This is a genomic window from Streptomyces blastmyceticus (assembly GCF_039521185.1).
Classification (GTDB): domain Bacteria; phylum Actinomycetota; class Actinomycetes; order Streptomycetales; family Streptomycetaceae; genus Streptomyces; species Streptomyces blastmyceticus.
Genome location: NZ_BAAABW010000007.1, coordinates 47,144 through 67,637, shown reverse-complemented (window position 1 = coordinate 67,637; position 20,494 = coordinate 47,144). Strand labels below are relative to the sequence as shown.

General features: G+C 74.0%; 20 protein-coding genes. 12 read left to right on the top strand and 8 right to left on the bottom strand.

Translation table 11 applies throughout. The features are described from left to right. Positions 1-122: 122 nt before the first annotated feature. A complete protein-coding gene (locus tag ABD269_RS06290) occupies positions 123-887 on the bottom strand; it encodes an SDR family NAD(P)-dependent oxidoreductase (RefSeq protein ID WP_344116855.1) in 765 nt (254 codons plus the stop codon). A gap of 172 nt (positions 888-1,059) precedes the next feature. On the opposite strand from ABD269_RS06290, the gene ABD269_RS06285 reads away from it, so the two are divergent. The 3 genes from ABD269_RS06285 to ABD269_RS06275 are packed head-to-tail and all read left to right on the top strand — an operon-like array spanning position 1,060 to position 3,143. Continuing rightward, on the top strand, positions 1,060-1,737 hold the full coding sequence (locus tag ABD269_RS06285; RefSeq protein ID WP_344116853.1) for an esterase/lipase family protein: 678 nt from the start codon (positions 1,060-1,062) through the stop codon (positions 1,735-1,737). A 39-nt stretch (positions 1,738-1,776) separates the two neighbouring features. Next, the gene (locus tag ABD269_RS06280; protein WP_344116851.1) at positions 1,777-2,109 is read left to right on the top strand and encodes a DUF1330 domain-containing protein; all 333 of its coding nucleotides are present in this window, start codon (positions 1,777-1,779) and stop codon (positions 2,107-2,109) included. Further along, positions 2,097-3,143: a sulfotransferase gene (locus tag ABD269_RS06275; protein ID WP_344116849.1), complete on the top strand. Its 1,047-nt coding sequence runs from the start codon at positions 2,097-2,099 to the stop codon at positions 3,141-3,143. Before ABD269_RS06280 ends, ABD269_RS06275 begins: the two co-directional genes overlap by 13 nt. Here ABD269_RS06275 and ABD269_RS06270 read toward each other — a convergent pair. Then, a complete protein-coding gene (locus ABD269_RS06270) occupies positions 3,136-4,401 on the bottom strand; it encodes a glycoside hydrolase family 18 protein (RefSeq protein WP_344116847.1) in 1,266 nt (421 codons plus the stop codon). The genes ABD269_RS06275 and ABD269_RS06270 overlap by 8 nt on opposite strands. Before the next feature lie 331 nt (positions 4,402-4,732). On the opposite strand from ABD269_RS06270, the gene ABD269_RS06265 reads away from it, so the two are divergent. Next, complete coding sequence (locus ABD269_RS06265; protein ID WP_344116845.1) at positions 4,733-5,905, top strand: acyl-CoA dehydrogenase family protein; 1,173 nt, start codon at positions 4,733-4,735, stop codon at positions 5,903-5,905. Positions 5,906-6,070: 165 nt separating this feature from the next. Here ABD269_RS06265 and ABD269_RS06260 read toward each other — a convergent pair whose 3' ends face one another. Further along, positions 6,071-6,448: a hypothetical protein gene (locus ABD269_RS06260; RefSeq protein ID WP_301889214.1), complete on the bottom strand. Its 378-nt coding sequence runs from the start codon at positions 6,446-6,448 to the stop codon at positions 6,071-6,073. 197 nt (positions 6,449-6,645) lie between these two features. Here ABD269_RS06260 and ABD269_RS06255 point away from each other — a divergent pair, with 197 nt between their 5' ends. The 5 genes from ABD269_RS06255 to fxsA all read left to right on the top strand — a co-directional run bounded on the left by ABD269_RS06255 (position 6,646) and on the right by fxsA (position 12,402). Continuing rightward, entirely contained in the window at positions 6,646-7,089 is a 444-nt protein-coding gene (locus ABD269_RS06255; protein ID WP_030365423.1) for an Lrp/AsnC family transcriptional regulator, read from the top strand. A 109-nt stretch (positions 7,090-7,198) separates the two neighbouring features. Continuing rightward, positions 7,199-8,851, top strand: a complete 1,653-nt coding sequence (locus ABD269_RS06250) for an amidohydrolase (RefSeq protein WP_344116842.1) — start codon at positions 7,199-7,201, stop codon at positions 8,849-8,851. A 499-nt stretch (positions 8,852-9,350) separates the two neighbouring features. Beyond that, complete coding sequence (gene lnt / locus ABD269_RS06245) at positions 9,351-11,039, top strand: apolipoprotein N-acyltransferase (RefSeq protein ID WP_425572845.1); 1,689 nt, start codon at positions 9,351-9,353, stop codon at positions 11,037-11,039. Then, entirely contained in the window at positions 11,036-11,797 is a 762-nt protein-coding gene (locus tag ABD269_RS06240) for a polyprenol monophosphomannose synthase (protein WP_116210607.1), read from the top strand. The genes lnt and ABD269_RS06240 overlap by 4 nt, the downstream gene beginning before the upstream one ends. Before the next feature lie 44 nt (positions 11,798-11,841). Then, complete coding sequence (gene fxsA, locus ABD269_RS06235) at positions 11,842-12,402, top strand: FxsA family membrane protein (protein ID WP_344116839.1); 561 nt, start codon at positions 11,842-11,844, stop codon at positions 12,400-12,402. Between the two features lie 118 nt (positions 12,403-12,520). On the opposite strand, the gene ABD269_RS06230 is transcribed toward fxsA, so the two are convergent. Together ABD269_RS06230 and yczE are read right to left on the bottom strand one after the other, a co-directional pair. Continuing rightward, positions 12,521-12,895, bottom strand: a complete 375-nt coding sequence (locus tag ABD269_RS06230; protein WP_087929069.1) for an RNA polymerase-binding protein RbpA — start codon at positions 12,893-12,895, stop codon at positions 12,521-12,523. Between the two features lie 257 nt (positions 12,896-13,152). Beyond that, entirely contained in the window at positions 13,153-13,812 is a 660-nt protein-coding gene (gene yczE / locus ABD269_RS06225; protein ID WP_344116865.1) for a membrane protein YczE, read from the bottom strand. Positions 13,813-13,984: 172 nt separating this feature from the next. On the opposite strand from yczE, the gene ABD269_RS06220 reads away from it, so the two are divergent. Continuing rightward, positions 13,985-15,499: an SCO1417 family PLP biosynthesis transcription factor gene (locus tag ABD269_RS06220; RefSeq protein WP_301889222.1), complete on the top strand. Its 1,515-nt coding sequence runs from the start codon at positions 13,985-13,987 to the stop codon at positions 15,497-15,499. Here ABD269_RS06220 and ABD269_RS06215 read toward each other — a convergent pair. After that, on the bottom strand, positions 15,487-17,166 hold the full coding sequence (locus ABD269_RS06215) for a hypothetical protein (protein ID WP_344116836.1): 1,680 nt from the start codon (positions 17,164-17,166) through the stop codon (positions 15,487-15,489). The genes ABD269_RS06220 and ABD269_RS06215 overlap by 13 nt on opposite strands. A 26-nt stretch (positions 17,167-17,192) precedes the next feature. Continuing rightward, the gene (locus ABD269_RS06210) at positions 17,193-17,387 is read right to left on the bottom strand and encodes a hypothetical protein (RefSeq protein ID WP_116215519.1); all 195 of its coding nucleotides are present in this window, start codon (positions 17,385-17,387) and stop codon (positions 17,193-17,195) included. A gap of 416 nt (positions 17,388-17,803) precedes the next feature. Between ABD269_RS06210 and ABD269_RS06205 the strand changes: the two genes are divergently transcribed. Further along, complete coding sequence (locus tag ABD269_RS06205; RefSeq protein ID WP_301889224.1) at positions 17,804-18,217, top strand: ankyrin repeat domain-containing protein; 414 nt, start codon at positions 17,804-17,806, stop codon at positions 18,215-18,217. A 216-nt stretch (positions 18,218-18,433) separates the two neighbouring features. Then, positions 18,434-19,477 carry an NAD-dependent epimerase/dehydratase family protein gene (locus ABD269_RS06200; RefSeq protein ID WP_344116833.1) on the top strand — a complete coding sequence of 348 codons (1,044 nt, stop codon included), beginning with the start codon at positions 18,434-18,436 and terminating at the stop codon, positions 19,475-19,477. Between the two features lie 22 nt (positions 19,478-19,499). Here ABD269_RS06200 and ABD269_RS06195 read toward each other — a convergent pair whose 3' ends face one another. Next, on the bottom strand, positions 19,500-20,345 hold the full coding sequence (locus tag ABD269_RS06195) for a flagellar biosynthesis protein FlhF (RefSeq protein ID WP_344116831.1): 846 nt from the start codon (positions 20,343-20,345) through the stop codon (positions 19,500-19,502). Between the last annotated feature and the right edge of the window lie 149 nt (positions 20,346-20,494).

Genomic DNA, 20,494 nt, shown 5'->3' with positions numbered 1-20,494 from the left:
GATTTCGCGGACTGTAGCCGGCGAATTCAGCCCGTCCGGCGTTTGAGGACGCGCCCGAAGGGCGCTCCCGCCGCAGGCGGCAACGGACCCGCAGCCGGGGGTGAGGCACGCGCCGGCCTCGCCTAACGGCCCAGCACCGCCCCGCCGTTGAGTCCGATCACCTGGCCCGTGAGGTAGCCCGCCGCCGGAGACGCGATGTAGCGGACCGCCGCCGCGACATCGTCGGGCGTGCCCGCGCGGCCGACGAGTGTGTCGGCGATCTTTCCCGCGTGGAATTCGGGAGTCATCCGCTCGCCGAAGATCGGAGTGTCCGTCACATAGCCGGGCGCGAGCACGTTGACCGTGATCCCGTCCGGGCCCAGCGCCCGGGTGAGTCCGAACGCCCAGCCGTGCAGGCCCGCCTTGGCGGCGGCGTACGAGCCCGCCGAGTGGGAGCCCGCGCCGCCGCGCTGGGCCGCCGCCGAGCTGATGACGATGAGCCGTCCGCCGGGGCGCCGCAGGTGATCGGTCAGCGCGGTCGTGAGCAGGACGGCCGAGAGCAGATTGACGTCCAGGTCCCGCCGCCACGCCTCGGCGAGCGCCTCCAGAGTGCCGTCGGCGGGCGGGGTGATGATGGCCCCGGCGTTGTTCACCAGCACGTCGACGGCCCCCAGGGCGGCGATCGCCTGCGCTGCACGCGCGACCTGGCCGGGGTCGGTGAGGTCGGCGGGGACGGCGACGGTCCGGGCCGCGCCCACGGCGCGGTCGATCTCCTCGCGCGCCCGCTCCAGGACCTCGGCCCGCCGGCCGATGATCACCACGCGGTACCCGTCGTCCGCGAGTCCCTGGGCGATCGCCTTCCCGATCCCCGTGCCTCCGCCCGACACCACCGCAAGCCGCTCGCCCACTGCTGCCCCCTCCGCTCGAAGATCTTCGTGACCTCACCGTATCGCCACCTCGGTACCGGGGTTGGGCGGGAAAGAGCGGAACAGGCGGGCGGTCGACGGGGGTTCCGCATGCGGAACGTCGGTGACATAGTGCGTCTCCCTCGCCGACCGCCCGTCCCGGAAGGGCTCCCGTATGCGACGCGCCCTCGTGACCCTCCTGTCGGTCCTGCTCGCGGCCACCGCCCTGGGCGCGTCGCCGGCCCGGGCCACGCCCCCGCCCAACCCGGTGATCTTCGTGCACGGCCGCAACGCCGGACCCGGCGTGTGGGGCGCGATGCGCGCGGACTTCCTCCGCGCCGGATACCCCGAGGACCGGCTCGACGCCTGGTCGTACGACACCGGCAGGTCGACCAACGAGGTGCTGGCCGGGGAGTTCGCCGCGCACGTCGACGCCGTGCTGGCCCGCACCGGCGCGGCGAAGGCGGACATCGTCGCCCACAGCCTGGGCAGCCTGCCGTCCCGCTGGTACGTCGCGTTCGGCGGCGGCGCCGCCAAGGTCGCGCACTGGGCGTCGCTGGCCGGCCCCAACCACGGCACCACCGTGGCGTATCTGTGCGCGCTCTGGGACCAGGGGTGCCGGGACATGACCCCCGGTTCGTACGTCCTGTCCCGCCTCAACGCGGGGCCGGAGACGCCGGGCCCGGTGCGGTACGCCACGTGGTGGTCGTCGTGCGACGAGCAGATCGCCCCGGTCTCCAGCACCGCCCTGGCGGGCGCCGTCAACACGCGGACGGCGGGCTGCCTGAAGCACAACGACCTGCTCACCGACGCCGCGGTCGCACAGAAGGTGCGCGCCTTTCTGGCGGGATGAGCCGCGGCGGCGGCCCGGGCGGCTGGCACGATGGCCCGCATGACCGCATACGTGATCTCCGAGTCCGAGGTGCTGGACGAGGAACTGGCCGCCTCCTACCGCACCTTGGCCGCCGCCGCCATCCGTCACCACGGCGGCCGCTACGTCGTCCGCGGCGCGGAACCCGAGGCCGCCGACGGCCTCTGGCCCGCGGGCCGTCGGCTGATCGTCGTGGAATTCGCCGACATGGACCGGCTCAAGGCGTGGTACGCGTCCCCCGAATACGCCGAGGCCCGCGAGCTCGCGAAGAAGGCGCTCAAGCGCCGCCTCCTCTTCGTGGAGGGCACCCCCGAGCAGGGCCCCCGTGGAGGGGAGTGTCCGTGCGGAAGCTGACCTTCGTCGTCGGGACCGGGCGCAGCGGTTCCTCCGCCCTCTCCCGCGTCCTCAACGCGCATCCCGGGGTGCTCAGCCTCAATGAGTTCCTGGCCTCGCTGGGGTCGGGCGCGCTGCCCGAAGGGGCTCTCACCGGGGAGGAGTTCCGGCGGCTGCTCGTGGAGCCGAACCCCGTCTTCGAGACCATGAACCGCAGCGGGATGCCGCTGCCGGAGTTCCTCTACGTCAAGCGGCCCGGCCGGTACGCCACGGGGACCACCGGGATTCCCGCCCTCTCCCTCATGGTCCTGCCGCACCTCACCGACGACCCGGACGGCCTGCTCGACGGGATCGAGGCGCAGGTCGCCACCTGGCCCGCGCGGACCGCGGCCGCGCACCACGAGGCGCTGTTCGACCTGCTGGCCGCGCGGTTCGGGCGCACAGCCGTCGTCGAGCGCTCGGGGTATTCGGTCCAGTGGGTGCCACGGCTGCGCGCGGCCTTCCCGTACGCCCGCTTCGTGCACCTCTTCAGGGACGGCCCCGACTGCGCGCTGTCGATGAGCCGCCACGTGGGCTACCGGACGATCTTCCTCTTCCGGAGGATCCAGGAGCTGACCGGCGTCAAGGACTTCACGGAGCTGACCGAGGCCGACGTGCGCTCGCTGCCCCCGGATCTCGCCGGGGTGCTCGGCGAGCGCATCGACCCGGCCCTGGTGTGGGACCGGGAGCTCCCCGTCGAGGAGTTCGGCGCGCTGTGGTCGGAGCTCGTCGCCCGGGGCGCCGGGCACCTCGCCGGGGTGCCCGCGCCGCAGCGCGCCACCCTCGCGTACGAGGATCTCCTCGACCGCCCGGAGGAGGAACTGTCCAGGCTGGCCCGCTTCGTCGGCGTCGAACCGCTCCCGGAGTGGCTCGACGCCGGCCGCGCACTGCTCGACGGCAGCCGCCGGGGAGCGTCCCGGCGGCTGCCGCCCGGCCGGCTGGCCGCGCTGCGCGAGAGCTGCGAGCCCGGCACGCGCGCCCTGGAGGCGTACCGGCAGCGGTATCAGGTCAGTTGATCGCCTTGATCAGCTCGCCGTCCGCCGTGTCGCCGCTCAGCTCCCAGAAGAACGTCCCGCCCAGGCCCTGCCGGTCCTTGTACGCCATCTTCCCGGCGATCGTCGCGGGGGTGTCGTAGCTCCACCAGTCGGCGCCGCACGCGGCGTAGGCGGTCCCGGCCACCGTGCCGGTGGCCGGGCACTTGGACTTGAGGACCTTGTAGTCGTCGATGCCCTGCTCGTAGGTGCCCGCCGCGGGACCCGTGGCGGTGCCGCCCGCCGCCGCTTGGTTCACGCCCGTCCAGCCGCGGCCGTAGAAGCCGATGCCCAGCAGCAGCTTCGAGGGCGGCACGCCCAGCGACGTGAGCTTCCGGATGGCGCTGTCGGTGTCGAACCCGGGCTTGGGGATGCCGTCGTAGGAGGTCAGCGGGGAGTGCGGGGCTGTTGGGCCCTTGGCGTCCCAGGCGCCGAAGAAGTCGTACGTCATGGGGTTGTACCAGTCGACGTAGCGCGCCGCGCCCGCGTAGTCGGCGGCCTCCAGCTTGCCGCCCGCCGAGCCGTCCGCCGTGATCGCCGCGGTGACCAGGTTGTTGCCGCCGAACCGCGTCCGCAGCGCCGCCATCACGTCGCGGAAGGCGTCCCGGCCGCTGGTGTCGCAGGTCAGGCCGCAGGCGTTGGGGTACTCCCAGTCGATGTCGATGCCGTCGAAGACGTCGGCCCAGCGCGGGTCCTTGACGAGGCCGTAACAGGACTCGGCGAACGCGGCCGGGTTCTTGGCGGCCTCGGCGAAGCCGCCTGACCAGGTCCAGCCGCCGAAGGACCAGACGACCTTGAGGTTCGGGTGGAGCTTCTTGAGCTTGCGCAGCTGGTTGAAGTTGCCGCGCAGGGCGCCGTTGTCCCAGGTGTCCGCCTGGCCGTCGACGCTGCCGGCCGCGTCGTAGGCCCGGTCGTAGTCGGCGTAGGAGTCGCCGATCGCGCACTTGCCGCCGGTGACGTTGCCGAAGGCGTAGTTGATGTGGGTGAGCTTGGCCGCGGAGCCGGAGGTCTCGATGTTCTTCACGTGGTAATTGCGGCCGTAGACGCCCCAGTCGGTGAAGTATCCGACGACCCGGTGACCGGCCCCGGCATCGCCGGTGCCGGTGCCGTCGCCTCCGTCGGTGGCGGCCGCGCCCGCCGTGCCGGTGAACAGCGTGCTCGCGAGCATCGCTCCGGCGGCGGCGAAGGCCGCGAGCAGCGTCCGGGCGCGGCGGCGGGGGGCGTTCTGGTGCGGTCCGTACATGGTTCTCCTCGGTGGGTGGGGAGAGCTGGGGGGTGACGCACACGTCCTGCGTTGGCATGAACGCGGTGAACGGTGCGGAAACCGTAGAAGGACTAGACCAGTACGGTCAATGGTTTGGACCAATTCGGTTCGGCGGCCGGGTCAGTGATCCTCCGGGATTTGTCAACCCGTGACGTCCGGCCGCCGATCGGGCATACTCCAACCCGCCACAGCCGCAGGTCATCCGGTGCCGAGACCCGGCGGGGGACCATGGGCTGGGCATCACGGACGGCGGGATACACACCCTTGCGCTTCCGTCGCCGCAGCGCCCGACAGGGAGGAGAGCGCCGCCATGACCGACCACGGCCCGCAGCCGGTGGAGCGTCAGCTGCCCACCGAGGAGGCCCGCGATCTGATCGCGCTCGTACGCGATCTGGTGCAGCGGGAGATCGAGCCCCACGCGGCCGAGGAGGAGGACGCCGGGCGCTTCCCGCGCGAGGTCTTCGGACTGCTCTCCGCGTCCGGACTGCTCGCCCTGCCCTACGCCGAGGAGTTCGGCGGCGGCGACCAGCCGTACGAGGTCTACCTCCAGGTCCTGGAGGAGCTCGCCGCGGCCCGCCTCACCGTGGGGCTCGGCGTCAGCGTGCACACCCTCGCCTGCCACGCCCTCGCCGGCTACGGCACCAAGGAGCAGCAGGCCGAGCACCTGCCCGCGATGCTCGGCGGCGGACTGCTCGGCGCCTACTGTCTCTCCGAACCGTCCGCCGGATCCGACGCCGCGGCACTGCGCACCCGCGCCACGCGCGACGGCGACACCTGGACGCTGGAGGGCACCAAGGCGTGGATCACCCACGGCGGCATCGCCGACTTCTACACCGTCCTGGCCCGCACGGGCGGCGAGGGCGCGCACGGCATCACCGCGTTCCTCGTGCCCGGGGACGCCTCCGGTCTGTCGGCGGCACCGCCCGAGCGGAAGATGGGCATGAAGGGCTCGCCCACCGCCCAACTCCACTTCGACGGCGTGCGGATCCCCGACGCCCGGCGCATCGGCGAGGAGGGGCAGGGCTTCGCGATCGCGCTGTCCGCCCTCGACTCCGGCCGGCTCGGCATCTCGGCCTGCGCCATCGGCATCGCCCAGGCGGCCCTGGACGAGGCGCTGTCCTTCCTCGCCGAGCGGCGGCAGTTCGGCCGCCCCCTGGTGGACTTCCAGGGCCTGCGCTTCATGCTCGCCGACATGGCCACCCAGATAGAGGCGGGCCGCGCCCTCTACCTCGCCGCCGCGCGCCTGCGCGACGCGGGCCTGCCGTTCTCCAAGCAGGCGGCGATGGCCAAGCTCTTCTGCACCGACGCCGCGATGCGCGTGACCACCGACGCCGTGCAACTCCTCGGCGGCTACGGCTACACCGCGGACTTCCCCGCGGAGCGCTATATGCGCGAGGCCAAGGTGCTCCAGATCGTCGAGGGCACCAACCAGATCCAGCGGCTGGTCGTCGCCCGCCACCTGGCGGGGCCCGAGTCCCGCTGAGCCGCTCGGTTCACTTCCGTACGGGGCGGGGCGGGCGGTCCCCGACCCGTACGGGTGACGATCGGCCGTGCGGCGTACGCCGGGACCGGTGCGGCGGGACGATGCCGGTATGAAAGCGGTCGACGTGCCGGAGCGGAGGGCGCCGACCGGCGGCGCCCCCGGGCGTCACCGGGACGGGCGCCGCATCCCCGGGACGCGCACCGGGCGCGAGCCGGGGCCACCGATGTGCGAGAACGGCTGCGTGCGCCAGTCGAGGCTCTCCGGCAGCGTCAGCATCAGGGCCGCGTCGAACTCCTGGGTGCCCTGCGACTCGTCGGTGGGCACCGTCCTCTCCACGCCGCGCCCCGAGCCCGGGCAGACCGTGAGCCCGAAGGGGTTCCACGGCGACGGGCACAGGGCATGCTCGGGGAGCACGTCCTCGTCCTCGAGCAGCGCGATCGGGCGCGCGCAGTCCGGGCACGTCACCCGGAACATCGCGGGGATCTCATACGTCTCGTACGGGCTGCTGCCGTCGCCCTCGTCGAGGCGTTCCAGGCTGGGCATATTTCTTTCTCCCCCTCGGATTGGCCGGCCAGGCACCTCGGCCTCGGCCACAGCAAGCACTTCCCGCGTCGCGAGTGCGGTAATCGCCGCACCCGGGAGGACACGGGTGCATAGGTGTGTTGTTCGTCACATGCTCTGCGCGGGCGGTCGGGCCGTCGACTGTGCCGGGCCGCCTCTCACCCAGTAGGTTGATCCGCGTGGAGGAGCTGGACAGAGAAATCGTGGAACTGCTCGTCAAGGACGGGCGGATGAGCTACACCGACCTGGGAAAGGCCACGGGCCTGTCGACCTCGGCGGTGCACCAGCGCGTGCGCCGGCTCGAACAGCGCGGCGTCATCCGCGGCTATGCGGCCGTGGTGGACCCCGAGGCCGTCGGCCTGCCGCTGACCGCGTTCATCTCGGTGAAGCCGTTCGACCCCAGCGCTCCGGACGACATCGCCGACCGGCTCGCCGAGATCCCCGAGATCGAGGCCTGCCACAGCGTCGCGGGCGACGAGAACTACATCCTCAAGGTGCGCGTCGCGACCCCCCTGGAACTGGAGCACCTGCTGGCGCGGATCCGCTCCCTGGCCGGGGTGTCGACCCGCACGACGATCGTCCTGTCGACGCCGTACGAGGCGAGGCCGCCGAGGGTGGGCTGACTTCCCGGGCCTTCCGGGCCTCCCGGGAAAGAGGCGGGGCAGGGGAACAACCAGCCGACAGCGGACCCCCGCGTACGGCCGCCGCCCCGGAACGCGACAGACTTACCCCATGAGCGACCGCCCCGACACCGCAGGCAACAACACCCGCACCGTGCTGCTGCGCCGCGGCAATGTGCACAGCCCCGCCGACCCCTTCGCCACCGCCATGGTCGTGGAGCGGGGGAGCGTCGCCTGGGTCGGTTCCGAAGGGGCCGCCGACTCCTTCGCCGACGGGGTGGACGAGGTCGTCGACCTCGAAGGCGCGCTGGTCACCCCCGCGTTCACCGACGCACACGTGCACACCACCGCCACCGGCCTGACCCTCACCGGTCTCGACCTGACCGGTGCCCGCACCCTGGCCGAGGCGCTGGACCGGGTGCGCGCCCACGCGGCCGCCCGGCCCGCCGACCGGGTGCTCCTCGGGCACGGCTGGGACTCCAGCGTCTGGCCCGAGCGCCGCCCGCCGTCCCGTGCCGAGCTGGACGAGGCCACCGGCGGCCGCCCGCTCTACCTCACCCGGGCCGACGTGCACTCCGCCGTCGTCACCACCGCCCTCCTCGACCTCGTCCCCGACCTGCGCGGACCGCGGCCGGACGCGCCGCTGACCGGCGACGCCCACCACGCCGTGCGCGCCGCCGCGTACGGCAGCCTCACCGCCGCCCAGCGCGCCGAGGCGCAGGCGGCGGCGCTCGACCGCGCCGCCTCCCTCGGCATCGGCTCCCTGCACGAGTGCGCCGGGCCGCTGATCTCCAGCACGGACGACTTCACCGCCCTGCTGGCCCTCGCCGCCGAGCGCCGCGGCCCCCGCGTCGTCGGCTACTGGGCGGAGGCCATCACCTCCGCCGGCGAGGCCGATCGCATTCGCGAACTCGGCGCGCTCGGCGCGGCCGGGGACCTCTTCGTGGACGGCTCCCTCGGCTCGCACACCGCCTGCCTCCACCAGCCGTACGCCGACGGCCCGCACGCCACCCACACCGGCACCGCCCACCTCGACGCCGCCACCGTCACCGCCCACGTCGTCGCCTGCACCGAGGCGGGCCTCCAGGCGGGCTTCCACGCCATCGGCGACGCCGCCCTGACCACCGTGGTCGAGGGCGTGCGGGCCGCCGCGGACAAGCTCGGCCTCGCCGCCGTCCGCGCCGCCCGGCACCGCGTCGAGCACGCCGAGATGCTCACCCCCGAACACATCGCCGCCTTCGCGGAATTCGCCCTCACCGCCTCCGTGCAGCCGGCCTTCGACGCCGCCTGGGGCGGTGACGACGCGATGTACGCGCAGCGCCTCGGTGTCGAGCGGGCCCGCACCCTCAACCCGTACGCCGCCCTGCTGCGCGCCGGGGTGCCGCTCGCCCTCGGCTCCGACAGCCCGGTCACCCCGCTCGACCCCTGGGGCACCGTCCGCGCGGCGGCCTTCCACCGCACCCCCGGGCACCGGATCTCCGTCCGCGCCGCCTTCACCGCGCACACGCGCGGCGGCTGGCGGGCCGTCGGCCGCGACGACGCGGGCGTCCTGGTGCCGGGCGCACCCGCCGACTACGCGGTCTGGGAAGCCGGCGACCTCGTCGTCCAGGTGCCCGACGAGCGGGTCGCCAGCTGGTCCACCGACCCCCGCTCCGGCACGCCCGGACTGCCCGACCTCACCCCCGGCGGACCCCTGCCCACCTGTCTGCGCACGGTCGTCGGCGGCCACACCGTCCACACCGGGCAAGGGCGTCCGAACGAGTGATTGAGGCGGCGCCGCGTACCGCCGAACGACGTGCCGTCGGCCTGTCGCCGCACATGATCACCCGCCTTACTGACCTGCTGATTTGAAACATATGCGCAGGTCAGAGAGGTGTTGACAGGGTGTGGGCGGCGGCGGGTAGGTTCGGCGGAGTCCACCAAGGACGTCCGGCCGGTGAATCTCCACACAGTCGTCGAACGCCGCTGGGCCATGGGGCGGTGCGCCGGACCGGCACACCGCCACTGGCAGCCAGGTTCCAGCGCACGGGGGCGAGGGACGGTTCCGCCAGGCCGGCAGGTGCGACCCGGGTGGGGCCCGGACGTTCAGTAGACAACGGTCTCGGCCGACCCGCAGCCAGCGGTTCCCGGGCCGGCCCGAAGGACGCCGGGCCCCCATTCGCCGCCCGCGCGCGCAGCGCGCTCTCCACGGCCCAGGATCCGGGGTGCGCCCCGCGCGGGGTACCGTCGGCACATCACCGCTCAGCTCGCAGGAAGGCGCGACCGTGCCCCCGGGTCCCGAAACCACCGCCGATGGCGAGAGCCGCGCCGCCGACCTCACCGAACCGGCGCCCACGCCGCAGGAGGTGGCGGAGCCCACCGCCGCGCCACCCGCGCCGCGCCCCGGCAGGCTCACCCGTCTCGGCCGTCTCGCCCGCCGTGAGGCGCCCCGCACGGGCCTCGCCGCCCTCGGCGGCCTCGCGCTCGCCGTGTCCTTCCCGCCGTACGACCTGTGGCCGCTGTCGGTCGTGGCGGTCGCCGCGCTGGCGCTGCTGACCCGCGGGCGCACCGCCCGCCAGGGCGCCTGGACCGGCTTCGCCTTCGCGCTGCCGTTCTTCTTCGTCCTGCTCCGCTGGCTTCGGGTCGTCGGCTACGACGCGGTGGTCGGCCTCTCCTTCGTCGAGGCGCTGTTCATCGCGGTGCTCGGCGCCTGCCTGGCCCTGGTCTCCCGGCTGCCCGCGTGGCCGCTGTGGGGCGCCTGCCTGTGGGTCGCCGAGGAGCTGGCCCGCGACCGGCTGCCGTTCGGCGGCTTCCCCTGGGGGCGGCTGGCCTTCGCCAACACCGCCTCGCCGTTCACCCCGCTCGCCGCCCTCGGCGGCGCCCCGCTGGTGACCTTCGCCGTGGCCCTCACGGGCGGCCTGCTCGCCTGCGCGGTGGTCACCGGCCTGCGGCTGCGCCGTGGGCCCCGTACGGTCCGTACGGCCCTGCCGGGGATCGAGGCCGTCGGGCTGGCCGCGGCGCTCACCCTCGCCGGGTACGCCGTGCCCGTCCCCACGAAGGCCGCCGACACCGTGAAGATCGCCCTGGTCCAGGGCAATGTGCAGCGCCCGGGCATCGACTTCCTCGGCCGCCCGATGATGATCCTCGACAACCACGTCGACGCCACCCTCCAGCTGGCCCGCGACATCAAGGCGGGGCGGACGGAGAAGCCCGACCTGGTGATCTGGCCGGAGAACTCTTCCGACCTCGACCCGTTCCAGTACCCGCAGGCGTACGACCGCATCGAGGAGGCCGTCAAGGCCGTCGGCGTGCCGGTCCTCGTCGGCGCCCTGGTCGACCACCCGGGCAAGGGCGGCTACATCGACAACAAGGGCATCGTCTGGGACCCGAGGACGGGCCCCGGCGCCTCCTACGCCAAGCAGCACCCCGTGCCCTTCGGCGAGTACGTGCCCTTCCGCGACGAGCTGAGCAAGGTCATCACCCGGCTCCAGCGCGTCCAGCGCGACTTCTACCCCGGCGACCACACCGGCGTGATGCAGATCGGCCCGGCCCGGCTCGGCGACGTGATCTGCTTCGAGGTCGCCTACGACGAGATCGTCCGCGACACGGTCAAGGCCGGTGCCCGCGCCCTCGTCGTCCAGACCAACAACGCCACCTACGGCCGCACCGGCCAGCCCGAGCAGCAGCTGGCCATGTCCCGGCTGCGGGCCGTCGAGCACGGCCGCGCGGTGGTCACCGCGGCGACCAGCGGCATCAGCGCCGTGGTCGCCCCGGACGGCAAGGTGCTCCAGCGGAGCGAGGAATTCACCCGGGATGTCATCAGTGCCCGGATTCCCCTGCGGGACGGGACCACCGTCGCGGACCGCACCGGTGCGGCGCCCGAATGGGCGCTCGCTATGGTGGGCGTTCTCTCCTGTGCGGCCGCGCTCCTGATCGGCCGTCGGGGACGTACGGACGAGAAGGGGCAGCAGTGAACGACGGTGGTCAGCGGAGATACGGTCCGCTCGGCACGGCCTTGGTGATCATTCCGACCTACAACGAGGCGGAGAACATCAAGTCCATCGTCGGCCGGGTGCGGTCGGCCGTGCCCGAGGCGCACGTTCTCGTCGCCGACGACAACAGCCCCGACGGCACCGGCAAGCTGGCCGACGAGCTGGCGGCCGACGACGACCAGATCAAGGTCCTGCACCGCAAGGGCAAGGAAGGGCTCGGCGCCGCCTATCTCGCGGGCTTCCGCTGGGGCCTGGACCACGGCTACGGCGTCCTGGTGGAGATGGACGCCGACGGCTCCCACCAGCCGGAGGAGCTGCCCCGGCTGCTCACCGCCCTCAAGGGCGCCGACCTGGTGCTCGGCTCCCGCTGGGTGCCCGGCGGCCGGGTCGTGAACTGGCCGAAGTCCCGCGAGTTCCTCTCCCGCGGCGGCTCCACCTACTCCCGGCTGCTGCTGGACGTCCCGCTGCGCGACGTCACCGGCGGCTACCGCGCCTTCCGCCGGGAGACCCTGGAGGGCCTGGGCATGGAGGAGGTCGCCTCGCAGGGCTACTGCTTCCAGGTCGACCTGGCCTGGCGCGCGGTCAAGGCCGGGTTCCACGTGGTGGAGGTCCCCATCACCTTCGTCGAGCGGGAGCTCGGGGACAGCAAGATGAGCCGCGACATCGTCGCGGAGGCCCTGTGGCGGGTCACCTCGTGGGGCGTCGGCTCCCGGGTCGGCAAGGTCCTCGGCCGGGGCTGACCCCGGGCCGCGGCGTTCGGCGGGCGTCCAGGCACACTTGAGGCATGACGTTCGGAGCACAGCAGACCCCCGAAGGCCGACCGCCGCGGAAGAGCCGCGCCCGCAAGCTCGTCCCCCTGGGGGTGGCGGTGTGGGTGGTGCTGGAGATCTGGCTGCTGACACTGGTGGCCGGGGCCGCCGGGGGCCTCACGGTCTTCGCCCTGCTGGCCGGTGGCGTGGTCGTCGGCTCGTATGTGATCAAGCGGGCCGGGCGCCGGGCCTGGCAGCGGCTTACGGTGACGCTCCAGCCCGGGGGAGCGGTGGCCGGGCCGGCGCCGGAGGGCGGGGGCAACGGCCTCACGATGCTCGGCGGGCTGCTGATCATCCTGCCCGGCCTGCTGTCCGACGTGGCGGGGCTGCTGTGCCTCTTCCCGCCCACGCGCAGCCTGCTCCGCAAGGGGTTCGAGCGGCGGCTGGGCCGTCCCGCGGCCCCGGGCACGTTCGGGAACGCCTTCCAGCAGGCGCGCATGCGGATGCCCGACGACAAGGTCGTCCAGGGCGAGGTCATCCGGGAGGACGAGCCGGCGCGCGCTCCGCGCGAGGACGGGCCCCAGCTGCCGCGCTGAGCACAACGGGGCCCCGGCCTCCCGGCCGGGGCCCCGTACAAGCGCGCACACCCAAGGGCCGGGCCACTGCTTGGATGCAGTGGCCCGGCCCTTGGGTGTGTCGCCCGCCGCTACGCGGTCAGGCGGACTTGCGGTTGTCCCGCGGATGCACAGCGATGTTCATGGCACCCGAGCGAAGGACGGCCAGCCGCTCGGCCAGCACCTCCTCCAGCTCCTCACGGGTCCGGCGCTCCATGAGCATGTCCCAGTGCGTACGCGCAGGCTTGCCCTTCTTCTCCTCAGGACCGTCGCCGTCCACCAGGAGTGCAACGGCGCCGCACGCCTTGCACTCCCACTCCGGCGGAATCTCCGCCTCTACCGAAAACGGCATCTCAAATCGATGCCCGTTCGGGCATGCGTACTCCACCGCCTGGCGCGGGGCCAGATCGATGCCGCGGTCGGTCTCGTAGCTGGTAACCACAAGTCGCGTGCCGCGGAGAGCTCGCTCACTCATGAATCGTGCCTCCCGGGCTTGGTCGCCCACAGGACAGGTGTCGCTGTCGTCGTCATCCGGTCAACGTCCGGTCGGCGGTGAAGATTCCCGTTGAAGGGACATGCGTCGCCCGTCGTGCCGCCCCTTGTTGTACCCACCAGCGCCCGTTTTGTCACATCTGGCAACGGATGTCACCCTGCGTTTCTGTCGCTTTAGCGCGCAGTAACGGTCCGTCCGGTGGGTCGAAGGCGTACACTACCGGCCCACCTCTCCCCGACCTAAACCAGGTCCGGAACTTCGCGCGCCGCCGCCGGCCCGGACAGCGTTCCTGGGGCCGGGGTGCCGGGCGCGGCCCCGCTCGCGACCACCGCCGAGGGCGCCTCCTGGGGCAGGGCGAAGAAGCGCAGGAAGAACTGCGACAGCGGTCCGATGGCCAGCGCGTAGAGCACCGTGCCCGCGCCCACCGATCCGCCGAGCAGGAAGCCCGTCGCCAGCACGACGACCTCGATGCAGGTCCGTACGAGCCGCACCGAACGCCCCGTGCGCCGGTGCAGACCGGTCATCAGCCCGTCGCGCGGGCCGGGTCCGAACCGCGCGGAGATGTAGAGCCCCGTCGCCACCGAGCAGAGCGCCACCGAGAAGGCCAGCAGCGGGATCCGCGCCCACAGCGACGCGGGCGCGGGGGCGAGGGACAGCGTCGCGTCCATCGCGAGGCCGATCACCAGCACGTTCGAGACCGTGCCGAGCCCCGGCCGCTGCCGGAGCGGGATCCACAGCAGCAGCACCAGCGCGCCGATGGCTATCGAGGCGGTGCCGATCGAGATGCCCGTGTGCCGGGCGACCCCCTGGTTCAGCACGTCCCACGGAGCGAGCCCGAGCCCCGCCCGCAACTGCAGCCCCGCGCTCACGCCGTACAGCACGAGCCCGCCGTAGAGCATGAGCAGACGGCGGGCCAGAAGCAGTCCCCCTGATGCGGACACAGGATCCTCCCAAGCGTTTCAGCACGACGTATCGGCAGGAACAGTGGTGCAAGTGGCCTGCCGCATGACAGTCTGTGGACTGGAACGGGCAATGATCCATGGCCAATCGCTGAAAGGTGGACCGGTCGAGATGAGTCAGTGGACCTCTTCGGTGGGGGCGCAGAAGCTCGCGCACCTCCTCGGCTCGCAGCACGAGCGCGCCGGGCAGGGCGTCGTGACCCTGATCGGCGGCCGCCGCGCCCCCGCCTACCGCTCCCTCGCGGACGGCATCCGGCTGCTCGTCCTGGAGGGACGGGTCCCGGTGGCCGCCCGGCTGCCCGCCGAGCGCGAGCTCGCGGCGGCCCTCGCCGTCAGCCGCACCACCGTCGCCGCGGCCTACGAGGCGCTGCGCGGCGAGGGGTTCCTGGAGTCCCGGCGCGGCGCCGGCAGCTGGACGTCCGTGCCCGCGGGGAACCCGCTGCCCACCCGCGGCCTCGACCCGCTGCCGCCGGAGGCCGCGGGCTCCGTCATCGACCTCGGCTGCGCCGCCCTGCCCGCCCCCGAGCCGTGGCTGACCCGCGCCTTCCAGGGCGCGCTCGAGGAACTGCCGCCCTACGCGCACACCCACGGCGACTACCCCGCGGGCCTGCCCGCGCTGCGGCAGGCCATCGCCGACCGCTACACCGCGCGGGGCATTCCCACCATGCCCGAGCAGATCATGGTCACCACCGGTGCCATGGGCGCCGTCGCCGCGATCTGCCGGCTCATGGCCGGGCGCGGCGAGCGGGTCGCCGTCGAATCGCCCTCCTACGCCAACGTCCTCCAGCTGATGCGCGAGGCCGGGGCCCGGCTGGTGCCCGTGGCCATGGCCGACGGGCTCGCGGGCTGGGACCTGCCGGCCTGGCGCCAGGTGCTGCGCGACGCCGCGCCCCGGATGGCCTACGTCATCGCCGACTTCCACAACCCCACCGGCGCGCTGGCCCCCGACGAGCAGCGCCGGGAGCTCGTCGAGGCGGCCCGCGCCGCGGGCACCGTGCTCATCGCGGACGAGACCATGTCCGACCTCGCCCTGGAGCCGGACCTCGAACTGCCCCGGCCCGTCTGCGCCTTCGACCCGGCGGGCAGCGCCGTGATCACCGTCGGCTCGGCCAGCAAGTCGTTCTGGGCGGGCCTGCGGATCGGCTGGGTCAGGGCCGCCCCGGACGTGATCCGCAGCCTCGTCGCCGCCCGCGCCTACGCCGACCTCGGCACGCCCGTGATGGAACAGCTCGCCGTCGCGTGGCTGTTGAACACCGACGGCTGGGACGCCGCCGTCGCCATACGGCGGACCACCACGCGGGAGAACCGCGACGCCGTCGTCGCCGCGCTCGGACGGCACCTGCCGGACTGGGAGTTCACCGTTCCGCGCGGCGGGCTCACGCTGTGGGTGCGCACCGGCGGGCTGTCCGGCTCGCGGATCGCGGAGGCGGGGGAGCGGCTGGGCGTACGGGTGCCGTCGGGGCCGCGGTTCGGCATCGACGGGGCCTTCGAGGGGTTCGTGCGGGTGCCGTTCACGGTCACCGGCGCGGTCGCCGAGGAGGCCGCGAGCCGGCTCGCGGAGGCCGCCCGCCTGGTGGCGAGCGGCGCGACGGCGGCCGTCGAGGCCCCGCGGACCTACGTGGCCTGAACCGGCAGCGGCTCCCCGCCGCCGAGGTGGCGCCCGAAGCCCTCGACGGGCCCGGCCGCGCCGGACGCCCCGGTGCCGTCCGGGTCCCGTGCCGACGTGGTCCCCGCGTCGTACGGCACCGGGGCGTCCGGCGCGGGCGCCGCCTCCACCCCACCGCCGTACAGCGGGCCGGTCGCCCGGGGCAGCAGCTTGAGCACCGCCTGCCGCTCTGCCTCGGCCGCCTCCTCGTCGAGCGGGTCCGGGGTGGCCGGCACCTGCACCCGGTGGACGGGCCCCGAGCCCAGCCGCGCGTAGCCGCGGCCGGGCGGCACGTCCGGCGTGGGGGTGGTGTGCGGTGGGGCGCCGAGCGCGGTCCGTACCTGCTCCGGGGTGGCGGGGCCGAGGATCACCCGGGCGTGGGTGTGGGCGAGCACCGCCTCGCCGAGCAGGTGCGCGTGCTCCAGGTGGTCGGCCACGGCGACCGTGACGTTGGCGGCCCGGCCGTGGCGCAGCGGCACTTCGAGCAGCTCCTGGGGGTCGGGGCGCCCCTCGCCCGTCGCGAGGTGGCTCAGCGCCGTGGGCCGGTCGACGACGATCCACAGGGGGCGGCGGATGTCCTCGGGGAGCGGCCGCCCCTGCTGCCGGGCGTGGTTGGCGGCCGTCAGCCGCCGCTCGGTCTCGTGGCAGGCCCACTCCAGCGAGGCGAGCGCGCCCGCGGGGGAGCACTCCAGGGCCAGCACCCCCTCCCGGCCGGGGAAGCAGGTATAGCCCCCGGCGCCGCCGCCGTCGATCAGCAGGACGTCGCCGTGGCCGAGGGCCTGGAGCACGATCGAGCGCAGGAGGGTGGTCGTCCCGCCGGAGGGCCTGCCGAGGGCCAGCAGGTGGGGCTCAGTGGAGCGGCGGCCCGTGCGCCAGACGACGGGCGGCTCGTCGCGGATCCCCTCGTCGTCGACCACCGGCAGCGTCCGCTGCACTGAGCACGCGTCGGTGAAGCCGAGCACGGTCTCCCCGGGCGTGGTCACGAACCGCTGGGCGAGGATGTCGGTCGGCAGCGCGGGCAGGACGGTCAGGGTGAGCCGGTTGGCCTCCTCGTCCCAGTCGAACCGGTACTCGCGGCCGCGTCCGGCCTTGATCTGCAGCAGCTGCTCGACCCTGGCCCGGGCCACGGCCTCGCCGTCGGCGAAGTAGGCGGGGTAGCGCAGCTGGAGGGAGACCAGCCGCCCGTCCTCGAAGGCGTGGGTCAGGAACGCCTCCTCCGGGTCGCCGCCGTGGGCGTAGAGCGGGTCGGGGTCCTCCGGCATCGAGAGGTAGGGCACCAAGGACTCGTACAGCAGCTGGAGCCGCTCGTTCTCCTCGCCGTCGAGCTCCGCGTCCCCGGCCGCGCGCTCGCGCCCCGCCCAGCCCGCCGCCACCATCACGGCGATCGCGGTGACCGCCGGCCCGTACGGCACGAGCGCCACGATGACGGTGCACGAGCACGCCAGCAGCAGCGCGGGCGCGCGCCGGTCCGCGGGCATCCCCGTCAAGCGGCGCAGCCCGCCCCGGGCCAGCACGCCCAGTCCCCGCGCGACGCTGATCAGCGGGTGGAGGACGTCGGCGGCGTGGTAGGCGGCCGACCGCGCGAACTCCCGCCCGCGGGCGAGGCCGACGCCGCCCGTCAGGCCGGCGGAGAGCGGTCGCCGGGCCATGTCGTCCTCCCCGTACGGGGGTCCGGTCAGAATCTGAGGCCGCCCAGCAGTCCGGCGAGGCTCGCGCTGCCCGCCTTGATGCTCGGGGCGATGGCCGTGCCGGCGAGGTAGAAGCCGAACAGGGCGCAGACGATGCCGTGGGAGGGCTTGAGGCCGTCCTTGCGGAAGAACAGGAAGACGACGACGCCGAACAGCACGACGCCGGAGATGGACAGGATCATGACGTTCTCCTGGTTGATGGGGACGGTCACCACGAGTTCCTCAAGACTCACAGAAAGTGCTAACAAGGCAAAAGCGGATGATTCGCTGTTCGATCTTCGATCGCCCCGCACGGAGCAAGGGGCGCACGGCCCGGCGGGCGGGGCGAACCGCCTGAACACGGCTCGAAACCCGGCCGGTGGCGATCAGTGCCGCCCTGTGGGCCGGTCCGGACGGGGTTTCCCGGGATTCACCCGTTCGGACGCGTCCGAACCCGGTCCGGACCGCCGGCGGACCCCGGCGGCCCCCTGATGGCGATTCAGGGCCGGACGCGACGCGCTACGGCCGGAGCCCATGGTTCCAGCGGCCCGGCCGTACATAGGGTGGGCACCACCGACCTCACCAGGCCGCCAGCAGCCCAACCCGGAGGACCGCAGACATGACCGAGCAGACCCCCGAGACCGAGCCCGCGCACGACCCCGAGGTGCTCCAGCTCGCGGCCAAGGTCTTCGACCTGGCGCGACACGGTGACACCGACACCCTCGCCGCCTATGTGGACGCGGGCGTGCCGGTCAACCTCACCAACGACCGAGGCGACTCGCTCATCATGCTGGCCGCCTACCACGGCCACCTCGACGCGGTCCTCTCCCTGCTCCAGCGCGAGGCCGACCCGAACCGTCCCAACGACCGAGGCCAGACCCCGCTCGCCGGAGCCGTGTTCAAGGGCGAGGACGAGATCGTCCGCACGCTGCTCGCCCACGGCGCCGACCCGTCCGCCGGATCGCCCTCCGCGGTCGAGGCTGCGGCGGTCTTCGGCCGCCAGGACCTGGTGGAGCTCTTCCAGGGCAAGTGACCCGGGCGGCGCCCTCGATCGCCGGACCGGCTGAATTCGCGCACGCGCATCAGCCACATCAAGCCGGTCCGGCGATCGAGGACAGCGCCGCGCGGCGGTGGTGCGGAACGGGACGGCCGCAGGACGGCGCGGAAGACCGGCCGGACACGGCCGAGTGGCTCGAACGGCACCTCCCGTTCGCGCGGGGTCTTCCCTTCCCGGCGCGGCCCTGAGCGAATGAGGGCCGGACCGCCCGTGCCCGCGGTCCGCCACCGCCTCGCCCCGGAGGTCATCAGCCATGCGCATCGCCTGCCACCGCTCGGGAAGCGCGCCCTCGGCGCCCGCCGCCGGGAGGCCGTGATGCGGGCCGTCGTGACCGGCGCGGCCGGTTTCATGGGCTCCCACCTGTGCGCGCACCTGCTGGCGGCCGGTGACACCGTCGTCGCCGTCGACGCGCTGACCGACAGCTACGACGTGGCGCTCAAGAGACGCAACCTGCGGGACCTGAGCCGCCGCCCGGCCTTCTCCTTCCACCACGCGGACCTGCTGGACGCCGACCTCGGCCCGCTGCTCGACGGCGCCCACGCCGTCTACCACCTCGCGGGGGAGTCCGGGGCGCGGTCCTCCTGGGGGCCGGGTTTCGAGCTCCACGCCCGCCGCAACATCCTCGCCACCCAGGCGCTGCTGGAGGCTGTGCGCGACCGTGCGTCCGGCGCCTTCGTCCACGCCTCCAGCTCGTCCGTCTACGGCGACGCGCGGACGTCCCCCACAGCGGAGACCGCCTGCCCCCGCCCGGTGTCCCCCTACGGGGTCACCAAGCTGGCCGCCGAGCACCTCTGCGCGCTCTACCGCACGGCCTACGGGGTGCCCACGCTGTCCCTGCGGCTGTTCTCCGTCTACGGACCCCGCCAGCGGCCCGACATGGCCTTCGCCCGCCTGTTCGCGGCCGCCGCGGCCGGCCGGCCGTTCCCGCTGTACGGCGACGGCGAGCAGACCCGCGACTTCCTGTACGTACGGGACGCCGTCGCCGCCATGCGGGACGCGGCCTGCTCCGGCTTCACGGGGGTGGCCGACCTCGGCGGCTCCCCGGTGTCCATGAAGCAGGCGATCGCCGCCGTGGAGAGCGTGGCGGGCCCGGTGGAGGTCCTCCCGCGCCCCGCGGAGCGCGGGGACGCGCGGCACGCGGCCGCGGACATCACCGTCGCTTCCCGGGCGTTCGGCTTCCGCCCGCGGACGGCGCTGCACGAGGGTCTGGCGGCGATGGCCGCGGAGGGTGCCTGACCCGGCGATCCCCGGCGGGCGGCTACGCCGTCAAGCGGTCGATCCGGGCCAGCAACCGCCCGCCTCCCGCCGCCGAGCCCAGCTCGGCGCGCAGCCGCCCGTACCGCTCCTCCATCGCCGGTTCCGCCGCCGGTCCGGCCTCCAGCAGCCGCTCGTACAGCAGCACGCAGCGGGCCAGCCCCACCGCCCGGTGGCAGGCGCCGTCCCCCTCGGCCGCCGGGAACGGCCCACGCGCCGCCGCCGCGGCCGCGCAGCGGCTGCGCGTGCCCTCGTACACCAGCGCCTCGGCCAGCCCGACCGAGGCCGGCAGCCCGGCCGGCGTGGAAGAGAGGAGATGACGGCCGATCAGGACGGCCCCCGGCACCGTGGTGTCGGTGTGGCCGTCGACCGCCGCGCCGTCGAGCAGGGCCACCTGGGCGACCGTCGCCCGCAGTTCACCGAGCATGCGTGGCCACACCGCGTCCAGCAGCCGGACCGCCGATGCGAAGACGGCCTGGTCGGCGGGCCGCCAGCGGACGAGCGCGGCGGTCGGCGGGAGCTCCGTCGAGCGGGCCACCGCGCGCCGCAGATGCGGCAGTTCGTCCGGGTCCGCCAGCTCCACCGGCCACTCCACCGGGCCGGTGGCGGCCTCCGGCGGGAGCGCGGCGGACGCCTCGCCCAACCGCCGGGCCAGCTCCGCCGCGCGCTCCTGGGCGAGCGGATGCTCGCGGCCCGCCAGCCGGGCGGCCTCGACCGCGGCGGGGCGGAGCGGCAGGGACAGCTCGGGCGGCGGGCCGGGCAGCCCCGCCTTCTCCACCGTGCTCAGCAGCAGGCGCCGCAGGGCCTCCTGGTCGCCGCGCGCCGAGGAGTGGTCGGGGTCCAGGTCCAATTCCGTTCCTTCGCTCAGGTCTTCCCACGCGGCCGCCCGCGTTCCGCCGTGAACGATATGACGCGGCCCGAGGCATCGGAAAATCCGGCGGCCGGAAGTCGCCGACCGGCGAACAGCGCCGATCAGCGGGGGTACGACGGGCAGGTGTC